This window comes from Betaproteobacteria bacterium, assembly GCA_016791345.1.
Taxonomy (GTDB): Bacteria; Pseudomonadota; Gammaproteobacteria; order Burkholderiales; family JAEUMW01; genus JAEUMW01.
On sequence record JAEUMW010000107.1, the window covers coordinates 1 to 5,106 of the forward strand.

Annotated in this window: 6 protein-coding genes; 4 read left to right on the plus strand and 2 right to left on the minus strand. The window is 67.8% G+C overall.

The features are described 5' to 3' along the window. The coding region (locus tag JNK68_04250; GenBank protein MBL8539563.1) for an ATP-binding cassette domain-containing protein at positions 1 to 756 on the plus strand (756 nt) is incomplete at its 5' end. A gap of 32 nt (positions 757 to 788) precedes the next feature. Continuing rightward, complete coding sequence (locus JNK68_04255) at positions 789 to 1,775, plus strand: phospholipase (GenBank protein ID MBL8539564.1); 987 nt, start codon at positions 789 to 791, stop codon at positions 1,773 to 1,775. An 84-nt stretch (positions 1,776 to 1,859) separates the two neighbouring features. Here JNK68_04255 and JNK68_04260 read toward each other — a convergent pair whose 3' ends face one another. Next, the gene (locus JNK68_04260; GenBank protein MBL8539565.1) at positions 1,860 to 2,702 is read right to left on the minus strand and encodes a creatininase family protein; all 843 of its coding nucleotides are present in this window, start codon (positions 2,700 to 2,702) and stop codon (positions 1,860 to 1,862) included. 174 nt (positions 2,703 to 2,876) lie between these two features. Here JNK68_04260 and JNK68_04265 point away from each other — a divergent pair, with 174 nt between their 5' ends. Beyond that, positions 2,877 to 3,155, plus strand: coding sequence for a hypothetical protein (locus JNK68_04265; GenBank protein ID MBL8539566.1), 279 nt, complete (start codon positions 2,877 to 2,879; stop codon positions 3,153 to 3,155). 109 nt (positions 3,156 to 3,264) lie between these two features. Here JNK68_04265 and fur read toward each other — a convergent pair whose 3' ends face one another. Then, on the minus strand, positions 3,265 to 3,750 hold the full coding sequence (gene fur, locus JNK68_04270; GenBank protein MBL8539567.1) for a ferric iron uptake transcriptional regulator: 486 nt from the start codon (positions 3,748 to 3,750) through the stop codon (positions 3,265 to 3,267). Between the two features lie 107 nt (positions 3,751 to 3,857). Here fur and JNK68_04275 point away from each other — a divergent pair. Beyond that, on the plus strand, positions 3,858 to 5,106 hold a 1,249-nt coding region (locus JNK68_04275), incomplete at its 3' end, for an outer membrane protein assembly factor BamE (protein ID MBL8539568.1).

Consider the following 5,106-nt stretch of genomic DNA (forward strand, 5'->3'; position numbering starts at 1 on the left):
GACAAGCTGCGCGGGGAGATCGCGTTCGATCAGGTCGCCTTCGCCTACGACGCGGCCTCACCGATCCTGCAGGGCGTCACGGCGAACATTCGCGCCGGACAGAAGATCGGCGTCGTCGGTCCCACCGGCAGCGGCAAGTCGACCATCGCGAGCCTGATCCCGCGTTTCTACGACCCCGGGGGCGGGCGCGTCCTGCTCGACGGCGTGGACGCGCGCGACTACGATCTCGCCGGATTGCGCGCCAACATCGGCTTCGTGCTGCAGGACACGGTGCTGTTCCACGGCACCGTGCTCGACAACATCGCCTACGGCCGCCCCGGCGCCAGCGAGGAGGAGGTCATGGCCGCCGCCAGGCTCGCCAACGCGCACGAATTCATCGAGCGCATGGCGGACGGCTATCACTCGATGATCGGCGAGCGCGGCTCGACGCTCTCGGGCGGACAGCGTCAGCGCATCGGGATCGCGCGCGCCATCGTGCGCGATGCGCCGATCCTGATCCTCGACGAACCCACCGCGGCGCTCGACTCCGAATCGGAGAAGCTGGTGATCGACGCGCTGGAGAAGCTCACCCGGGGTCGCACCGTGGTGACGATCGCGCATCGGCTGTCGACCATCCGCCACTGCGACCAGATCCTGGTGCTGAAGGACGGCATGGTGATCGAGCACGGCACGCACGACGAACTGGTGGCGCGCGGCGGCGTCTACCACGACCTGTACCGCACGCAGTTCGAAGGCACCGTGGCGGCACCCGCCTGACGCGCGTTGCGCCCGCCACCGAGGAGGAAGCCATGTCCCGCTCGCTCATCGTCCTGCCCGACGACACTGCCCAGCCCCTGCTCGATGCCCTGGCTGCGGCGCAGCGCTCGATCCGCATCAAGATGTTCATCTTCACCGACCCGGCGCTGCTCGACGCGGTCAAGGCGGCGCGCGCCCGCGGTGTCGACGTGCGGGTGATGCTGAACCCGGCGCGGCGCAGCGGCGAGGCGGAGAACGAGGCATCGCGCGCGGCGCTGGTGGCTGCCGGCGTCAGCGTTGCCGACAGTCACCCGGTCTTCGAGGTGACGCACGAGAAATCGATGGTGGTCGATGGCGAGGTCGCCTATGTCATGTCGCTCAACTGGGACCGTGACAACGTGACGCGCGCCCGCGACTATGCGGTCGTCACGCACCACCGCCACGAGGTCGACGAGATCGTGGCCTGCTTCGACGCCGACTGGAACCGGCAGGCGTTCGATCCCGGCGGAGACACGCACCTGATCTGGTGCAACCTCAACGGTCGCAATCGCATCGCCCGCTTCATCGACCTGGCGGAGCACTCGCTCTTCCTGGAGAACGAACGCTACCAGGACGAGGTGATCATCGAACGGCTGGCGCGCGCGGCCCACCGCGGCGTCAAGCTGCACGTGCTGGCGCGACCCGTTCATACGCTCAAGCACGCGAAGCTCGTCGAGGGTGTCGAGGGCCTGCGCATCCTGCATGACGTCGGCGCCCGCGTGCATCGGCTGCGCCACCTCAAGCTCCACGCCAAGATGATGCTGGCGGACGGCAAGCGCGCCATCATCGGCTCGATCAACTTCGCGCCCGGCAGTTTCGATCACCGGCGCGAACTGGCGATCGAGGTGCACGATCCGCACGTGATCGAGCGGCTGGCGCACACCGCGCACGAGGACTGGGAGAACTCGCACAAGCTAGACCTCAGCGACGAAGGCCTCCTGCGCGACCTGAACGACGACGCGGCGCGTGAACTGGCGCTGCGAACGGACACGGAGCCCTGAGAATCGAAGGGCGGCAAATTTGCCGCCGGAGACGACGGTCCGTTCAGGATCGTTGCGTGCTGACTCCATCCATGCCGCGCAGGCTCACCTGTCCTTGGCTGTCGTCCGTTTCGACGCACTGCCGGATGCCGCAGCCTCGCGCCGGATGGCGGCGCGGATGGCGTCCACGGTCCGTGCGGTGATGGCGTCGACGCCCAGTTGACCGAGCGCGACCGTCGCGCCGCGCGGATCGCCCTGGACACCTTCCTTGCTGTCGGGCGCGCTGCGCATCTGGTCCGTCCGCACCGCCTGCGGGGCGAGGGCGAGCGTGAGCGAGGTGTCGGCCAGACCCGCGTGGGTGCCGATTTCCGCGTCGGTGAAACCGCGTGCCCGCAGCATCTGTGCGAAGTCCGACTGCGCAGCGCGGTAGTACTCCTCCACCGCGTGCACGCGCACGGACGTTTCCGCCCATTCGCGGTTCAACCGGTCGGCCACGGCGCGCTCGTCTGCCTGATAGCCGCCGTGGTCGCCGAGAAAGACGATGTCGCGGAAGCCGTGGTGCTTGAAACTCCGCGCGGCGTATTCGATCACTTTCCGGAAGGTGTCGGAGGGGACGGTGATCGTGCCGGGAAACAGCATGTGCGCCGTGGGCGGGTTCACGCTGCCTTCGGGGACGTATGCGATCACCGGCGCGACCAGGGCATTGCCGAGTTCGATCGCGATCTTCTCCGCGAGCGCGGTGGCGCGGACGTTGTGCTTGCCGAGTGCCATGTGCGGCCCGCTTTGTTCCGTGCCACCGATGGGGACGAGGATGGTGGTCGTCCCGTTCTGAATCCGCTCCCGCACTTCAGTCCATGTGAGGTCGGCGAGGAACACCGAGCGCGGCGGTGCGTCCGCCCGTGCGCTCGCCGTGGTCAGCAGCAGGATCAGACCGAGCACCACCCGCAGCGCTGAAGCGGCAGCGCCCGCGGCGGTTCGAACGCTCTTCCTTCGCCACGGAATCACCTGGACTGATCCTCTCCATCACATTGTTTGATAGAAGAATGTCGAACCATTAGAAAGACGCGCACTCTATGTATGCTGCGACGCACAATAACGCGTCAACGAGAAAAGGAGTATGCAATGAAGCGGACTTTTGTTTCGATCACGTCGTTCGCCTTGGCGTTGTGGGCGGGCATCGGCGTCGCGGGCGCGGACGGCCTCAGCCACAAGGCGACCCCGTGCGTGGGTGCGGAAGTATCCTCTCCCGCCGACTACAAGGTGTTCGTCGACAAGCCCACGGGCTACACCTACGTCTGTACGCCGGCAGGCTGGAAGTTCGTGAACGCGGGCGACCGTGCCGTGCGCGAGCAGACCGCTGCGGCGCGTGCGGACCAGACTTCGGTGGCTGCCCGGCGCTGACCGGGCTCTTCGCCCTGTAACTGTACGTCCCCGGGGCGCCGCCGCACCGAGCGGTACCCCGGGGATTGCTTTACCTTGCTGTTGCCGCGCGAAAGGCGCGAACGCGCGTCTAGGTCGAGCGCTTGCGGTGGGGGCAGTTCAACTTCTGGCAATCTGCGTAGATGTGCAGCGAGTGGCCGTGAATGCGGAATCCGCGCTCGGCGGCGATGCACTCCTGCCGCGCTTCGATCTCGGCGTCGAAGAATTCCTCGACCCGCCCGCACTGGATGCAAACCAGGTGATCGTGATGTCCGCCCTGGTTGAGCTCGAAAACCGCCTTGCCGCTTTCGAAGTGATGGCGCTGCAACAGCCCCGCCTGCTCGAACTGGGTCAGCACGCGGTAGACGGTGGCAAGCCCGATGTCCTCGCCTTCCGCGAGCAGGAGCTTGTACACATCCTCGGCGGACACATGGCGAATGTCCGTGGTTTCGAACAGGTTGAGAATCTTGAGCCGTGGGGTCGTGGCCTTCAGCCCCATGGTCTTCAGGTCTTGGTAGGAACTCACGGCAGGTAGGGGAGGGCCAGCCTGTCTCGGCGAGGATTGTTCGGGTATCATAAGCCGATTCAACGGGAAAGCAAATCCAGCCCAGTGGCTGCGCCCGAGGGTGCGGCGGGTTGCTCCCGGATCCGTCACGGCTGGCCCCATTCGACGCCACTTCCACGATGCAAAAGCTCGCAGTTCTCATCGTGCTTTGTCTTGCGGGATGCTCCTGGTCAGCGCTCTCGCCGTACAAGGTCGACATCCAGCAGGGCAACTACGTGGACCAGGAAATGGTCTCGAAGCTGAGGCCCGGCATGAGCAAGTCCCAGGTGCGGTTTGCCCTGGGCTCACCGCTGATTGCCGATGCCTTTCACCAGGATCGCTGGGACTACGTTTTCCGCCAGCAGAAGGGGGACAACGTGGTGGAACAGCGTGTGGTGACGGCGGTGTTCGATGGTGACCGGCTGATCCGCCTCGAAGGCAACGTCTTCATCTCTCCCGACTTCAACAACCCGCAGGCAGCCATCCAGCAGATGGAGCGCGATCGGCAACTGACCGAGCCGCTCGGCACGCGCATGCCCGCTTCGCCGGGCGCGCCGCCGGTGGCCCTGCCGTCCTCTGCACCCGGGCCGAACCTCGGGCCGCCGCCGGCGCAACCGGGTCCGGCGCTCGCAGCGCCGCCGGCAGTCGCACCTGCCCCTGCGGCAACTGCTCCCGCTGCGCCCGCGCCGGCAGCCGCCACAGCGTCGAAGCCGGCACTCGGCTACACGCCACCTTCGGGCGCTGCTGCGCCGTCCTCCGCAGCGACGGCACCGCGATCGGTCCAGCCGGCAGCGGCCGCTGCTGCGGGCGCCGCCGCCGGTGCCACCGCAGCCGCGACGGCTGCCGCGGATGACTCCGGCACGACGACCAAGGCGAAGAAATCCAGTTCGGCCGCTGCAACTCCCGAACCGGCGAAGACGCCATCGCCGCCTTCGCCACCACCGTCGCAGGCCGGCAGCTTCACCGACTCGATCAAGAAAGGGATCGGTTTCGGTGTCAACACACCGCCCCCGCCGCCGCCCAGTCGGGCCGCAGCACCGGCGGCGCCCGCAGCCGCCTCGGCAGCAAGCCCGCAATCCGCTCCGGACGCGGTGGCACGGCCGCCGTCGCGCGGGTCGGAGGAGGTTGCACGAGCCGCCCCGAGCGAGGACGCCGTACCCCGCCCGAGCAGCTCGCGCTCACGCACGGCGACGGCTGCGGCCGTCTCGGGCACTGCCGCCGCGGACACGGCAGACGCTGCCAGCACGGAGCCAGCGGATGCACCCGCAGCCAGCACCGCGATGCCCAAGGCCGCGCGCCGCGGTCCACCGCCGCCGCCGCCGTCTTCCGGCGGCGTCATGGACTCCCTCAAGTCGGCCATCGGCATGGACGTGGATTCGCCGCCGCCGG

What these genes read in the sequence shown, in the direction of transcription:
- JNK68_04255 (MBL8539564.1), top strand. Translation starts at nt 789, where the DNA reads ATGTCCCGCTCGCTCATCGTCCTGCCCGACGACACTGCCCAGCCCCTG.
- JNK68_04265 (MBL8539566.1), top strand. Translation starts at nt 2,877, where the DNA reads ATGAAGCGGACTTTTGTTTCGATCACGTCGTTCGCCTTGGCGTTGTGG.
- fur (MBL8539567.1), bottom strand. Translation starts at nt 3,750, where the DNA reads ATGATACCCGAACAATCCTCGCCGAGACAGGCTGGCCCTCCCCTACCT.